This window comes from Acinetobacter sp. V2 (assembly GCF_001188385.1).
GTDB lineage: Bacteria > Pseudomonadota > Gammaproteobacteria > Pseudomonadales > Moraxellaceae > Acinetobacter > Acinetobacter oleivorans.
In genome coordinates, this window is sequence record NZ_JZFB01000001.1 from 319,283 (window position 1) to 324,134 (window position 4,852).

Annotated in this window: 5 protein-coding genes and 1 pseudogene; 4 read left to right on the plus strand and 2 right to left on the minus strand. The window is 41.0% G+C overall.

Translation table 11 applies throughout. The annotated features are described in order from the left end of the window. From tauA to tauD, 4 genes and pseudogenes are all read left to right on the plus strand, one after another. Nucleotides 1–426: pseudogene (gene tauA / locus UC75_RS19665) on the plus strand (taurine ABC transporter substrate-binding protein); the annotation flags it as partial. A 9-nt stretch (nt 427–435) separates the two neighbouring features. Continuing rightward, the gene (locus UC75_RS01455; protein ID WP_049836456.1) at nt 436–1,230 is read left to right on the plus strand and encodes a taurine ABC transporter ATP-binding protein; all 795 of its coding nucleotides are present in this window, start codon (nt 436–438) and stop codon (nt 1,228–1,230) included. Then, complete coding sequence (gene tauC, locus UC75_RS01460; protein ID WP_044102059.1) at nt 1,227–2,096, plus strand: taurine ABC transporter permease TauC; 870 nt, start codon at nt 1,227–1,229, stop codon at nt 2,094–2,096. Before UC75_RS01455 ends, tauC begins: the two co-directional genes overlap by 4 nt. Before the next feature lie 8 nt (nt 2,097–2,104). Then, nucleotides 2,105–2,986: a taurine dioxygenase gene (gene tauD / locus UC75_RS01465; protein ID WP_049836457.1), complete on the plus strand. Its 882-nt coding sequence runs from the start codon at nt 2,105–2,107 to the stop codon at nt 2,984–2,986. A 69-nt stretch (nt 2,987–3,055) separates the two neighbouring features. On the opposite strand, the gene UC75_RS01470 is transcribed toward tauD, so the two are convergent. Then, entirely contained in the window at nt 3,056–3,790 is a 735-nt protein-coding gene (locus UC75_RS01470) for an aspartate/glutamate racemase family protein (protein WP_049836458.1), read from the minus strand. After that, the coding region (locus UC75_RS01475; RefSeq protein ID WP_228137009.1) for a cytosine permease at nt 3,787–4,852 on the minus strand (1,066 nt) is incomplete at its 5' end. The genes UC75_RS01470 and UC75_RS01475, both read right to left, overlap by 4 nt.

The following is a 4,852-nucleotide window of genomic DNA, read 5'->3' on the forward strand; positions in this document are numbered from 1 at the left end:
AGTAAAGCTAAAGCATCTGGTACGGTTTTAACCGACTCAAAACAAGTGGGTGAATGGGGCGCTCCAACTTATGACTTATGGGTTGTGCGTAAAGATTTTGCAGAGAAAAATCCTGATTTCTTAAAAGCTTTTGTTAAAACTACACTTGAGCAGCTTGAAAAATATAATCAAGATCCAGCCGCTTACGTTAAAGATGCCGATAACGTGCAAAAAATTGCGCAGCTCACAGGTTCTGATCCAAAAGATATCCCGCTTTTATTAAGTGGAAATATTTACCTAGACCACGCTCAGCAAAAACAAACGTTAGATGGTGAATTTGCGCAAAATATTTTTGATACAGCGAAGTTCTTAAAAGGTCAGGGCAAGGTCGATCAACTTAAAGCCGATTATAAAGGCAACGTGAATTCTTCATTTTTGCAGCCTTAAGGAGTTGTCATGAGTGTACTAGAAGCCAAACATATTCATCTGACTTTCCCTAAACAGCAAAAGCCAGTTTTACAAGACATTAACCTAACCATTCAAGAAGGTTCTTTAACCGTGATTTTGGGCGAGTCAGGTTGTGGCAAAACAACTTTGCTTAATATCTTGGCAGGGTTTCAAAAGCCGAGTTCAGGTGATGTGCTTGTAAATCATGAAGTAGTAAATGGACCAGATGTAACCCGCGCTGTCGTGTTTCAGGATCATGCACTCCTTCCTTGGTTGAATGTTGCAGATAATGTTGGCTTCGCTTTGCAGTTAAAAGGTTTAAAGCGCGCGGATATCGAAGCACAAGTGAACGCAATTTTAAAAATTGTGGGTTTAAGCCACGTTGAAAAAGCCAATATTTGGGAACTTTCCGGTGGTATGAAACAACGTGTTGGTATTGCCAGAGCTTTGATTAGTCACGCGCCGTTTATTTTATTAGATGAACCTTTTGCGGCATTAGATGCTTTTACGCGTGAAAACATGCAGCAGTTAGTGCTCGATTTATGGATTCAACAAAATAAAAGCTTCTTTTTAATTACTCATGATATTGAAGAAGCATTATTGCTCAGCAATCAGTTAGTTCTAATGACAGCGCATCCAGGCAAAATTGTAGAAACTCTACATCTCGATTTTGCTAATCGATATCGTCAGGGCGAGTCTATTCGTTCAATTAAATCGGACCCTCAATTTATTCAGCTCAGAGAGCAGCTGTTTGAAAGTTTAAGAGCACAAAAACAAAGCGGTAAGGAGGCGTTAACCACATGAGTACTAAAGATAACGTCTATGAATATGACAAAGCAGGGCTAAAACTTAAGCCAGATGTGCAAACAGAAAATGCTTCATTTCTATCATCATTTTTTGAGAAGCATCGCACTTTGGCAGTTAGCATAATTAGTGTGGGAAGTGTTGTTGCGCTCTGGTTCCTCATTACTGCTTTGCATGTCGTACCTGAACTGTTTTTACCGAGCCCACAAGCAGTCTGGCAAAAATTTATATCGGTCAGCCAAGAAGGCTTTATGAAGGCTACTTTGTGGCAACACTTGGCAGCCAGCATCTCTCGTGTGTTTTTGGCTTTGATTGCTGCCGTAGTGATTGGTGTTCCGCTGGGTTTATGGATGGGTCTCAACAAATGGGTTCGTGCTGTTCTAGATCCTTTGGTTGAATTATTACGTCCAATTCCGCCGTTAGCTTATTTGCCGTTACTTGTTATTTGGTTCGGTATTGGCGAAACCACAAAAGTACTTTTGATTTTCTTCTCGATATTGGCGCCTGTCATCATTAGTAGTGCGCATGGTGTGTTAAGCCATCAGCTAAATCGTGAACGTGCGGCATTGTCATTAGGGGCAAGTCAGTCACAAGTATTTTGGCATGTCATTTTACCAACCGCTTTGCCTCATATTATTACCGGTATTCGTATTGGTCTTGGGGTGGGCTGGTCAACATTAGTTGCAGCAGAGTTGGTTGCAGCGGACCGTGGTATTGGTTTTATGGTGCAATCGGCAGCGCAGTTCTTAATTACCGATACGGTGATTCTAGGCATTATTGTGATTGCGATTGTCGCAGTTAGTTTTGAGCTGTTTTTACGTTGGTTACAAAAACAGTTTTCTCCTTGGTATGGTCAGCAGTTGTAGTAAAGAAGATGAATACAGTAGTAGCAAACTTAAATATTGAAGTGATCAAGCCTACCATTGGCGCAATTATTCACGATATTGATTTGAATGCGTTGAATGAACAGACAACGCAACAAATCCAGCAGGCTTTGCTTGATCATCAGGTTATTTTTTTTCGAAAGCAACAATTAGCGCCGCAAGCACAAGCAGACTTGGCACGCAGTTTTGGCACCTTACACGTGCACCCGATTTATCCTTCAATTGAAGATGTGCCTGAGGTGATGGTGCTCGACAGTTGGAAACAAGACTTGCGTGATAATGAACTTTGGCACACAGATGTGACTTTTAGTAAAACCCCGCCTTTAGGTTGTGTGTTGCAAGCCATTAAAATTCCACCTGTAGGCGGTGACACATTATGGTCGAGTAATACAGCAGCTTTTAAAGGGCTTCCGCTTGAGTTACAGCAAAAATTACGTGGCTTAACTGCAACCCACGATATTCGTAAGTCTTTTCCACTTGAACGTTTTGCCCATAACGAAGAAGAACGTGAAAAGCTTTTGCAAACATTTAAGCGTAACCCACCAGTGGTTCACCCAGTGGTGCGTACCCATCCTGTTACAGGTGAGCCTTTGTTGTTTGTAAGTGAGGGCTTTACCACTCGCATTAATGAGTTACCTGAACAAGAAAGTGAGCAATTACTTGATTTCTTGTTTGAACATGCGACCCAAGAGCAATTTCATTTGCGTTGGAAGTGGCAAGATGGTGATATCGCGATTTGGGATAACCGTTGCACACAACATAAAGCATTGTTTGATTATGGCGATGCTCATCGCATCATGCACCGTGCAACCATTAACGGTGATGTGCCATTTTATAAAAATGAACAACAGCCAGAGTTAGCCGAAGTTTAATTCTTTGGTTTTCAGCCGTTTCAATTCCAACGCAGCGTTTTGAGTTGGAATTGAAACAGTAATTTATTTCTAATGTGCCCCAAATCCTGACAATATGCCTGTGTAACTCTTTACAGGAGGTAAGGCCCAATCACCAACTTTGCTGGTTTTTAAATTTAACTGAACTAACATTTCAGCTTGTTTAACTGCTGCTGCAACGCCGTCAATAACAATCACTCCCAATTCGTTTTGTAGTTTTAGGCATAAATCACTCATACCTGCACAGCCCAAAACAATTGCATCGCTTTTATCTTCTACCAGTGCTTTTTTGCACTCATCTCGTATGGTTCGATAAGCATCTGAGTCAGGAAGCTCCAATTCTTCAACTGCAATGTCACAAGCTCGAACATTTTTGCAAAATGGTGTAGCCCCATAGCGATGAGCCAGATGCCAACTCATATTCACTGTGCGTTGTAAGGTTGTGACCACACTAAAACCAGTACTTACATAACTTGCAGTTCGTATAGCTGCTTCGGCAATCCCAATCACAGGTGCTGAAGTCATTTCACGGGCAGCATAAAGGGCAGGGTCACCAAAACAGGCAATAATATAGGCATCTACACCTACAAATTCACCTTGGCGTATTTCTTCTAAGACACCTACGGCACTTAGAGCTTCATCATAATAACTTTCAATTGTTGCAGGACCCATTTGGGGACTCACTGTAATAATTTGAGTACCAGAACCTGCGACTATCTTTGCTGATGCAGCAATTTTGTCTGTCATGCTTTGGGTGGTATTGGGGTTAATAATTTTAATTTTCATTGTACTTTTACCTTAGTCATTGCCGATTTAGCATGGGCAATCGGTTGATTAAGAAATCGGTAAATCACAAAACCAAATCCCATCCCAATAAACCATGTGAAATTAGCAAGAGCAGATAATTGTGGTAACAGCACACATAAAATAGGAATTAATGAAGCTGGAATTAAGGCATAAAAGGCAGAGTGGTTATAACCATTTTTATACCAATACAAACCTTTGGTATCTAATGTATATAAATCATCTACTTCGATTTTTTGTTTTTTAACGAGGTAAAAATCGGCTATCAATACGCCAAAAAGCGGACCGATAAATGCACCTAAAATATCAATGGTGTAATGGACCACTTGAGGATTATTAAACAAATTCCATGGGGTAATGAAAATCGAACCAACTGCTGCAATCATTCCACCCATGCGCCAGCTAATTTTGCTCGGTGAAACGTTGGAAAAATCAAAGGCAGGTGAAACAAAGTTAGCGACAATATTAATTCCGATGGTGGCAATCATTAAGGTTAAACTACCCAAAATCACCACAAAGGTGTTATCAAGTTTTCCAACCATCTCGACAGGGTCTGTAATGAGTTTGCCGTAGACTGGAAGCGTTGCAGCAATACACACCACAGTAAGTAAAGAAAAGCCTAAGAAGTTAATTGGTAAGCCAAGAAAGTTTCCCATTTTAATGGCATTAAAACTTTTGCCATAACGAGAGAAGTCACCAAAGTTCAGCATCGGTCCTGAAAAATATGAAACAACAAGCGCAATAGCACCAATCATGACTGGTACAACCGCAAAACCGTCGTATTGAACACCGCTCAAGTTTAAATCAATATTCTGCCAGCCAGCTTTCCAGATGAGCCATACTGCCATCGCAAACATAACTACGTAGACAGCCGGACCTGCCCAGTCAATAAACTTACGAATGCTGTCCATGCCAGACCAAAAAACAATCGCTTGCAGTAACCAAAGCAGCATAAAGCCAACCCATCCTAAATAGGAAAGCCCGAGAAAGCCGTAATTTGAAACATCGGCATAGACCGACCATTCTGGAAAGAACTTTAATATG

What these genes read in the sequence shown, in the direction of transcription:
- UC75_RS01455 (WP_049836456.1), top strand. Translation starts at nt 436, where the DNA reads ATGAGTGTACTAGAAGCCAAACATATTCATCTGACTTTCCCTAAACAG.
- tauC (WP_044102059.1), top strand. Translation starts at nt 1,227, where the DNA reads ATGAGTACTAAAGATAACGTCTATGAATATGACAAAGCAGGGCTAAAA.
- tauD (WP_049836457.1), top strand. Translation starts at nt 2,105, where the DNA reads ATGAATACAGTAGTAGCAAACTTAAATATTGAAGTGATCAAGCCTACC.
- UC75_RS01470 (WP_049836458.1), bottom strand. Translation starts at nt 3,790, where the DNA reads ATGAAAATTAAAATTATTAACCCCAATACCACCCAAAGCATGACAGAC.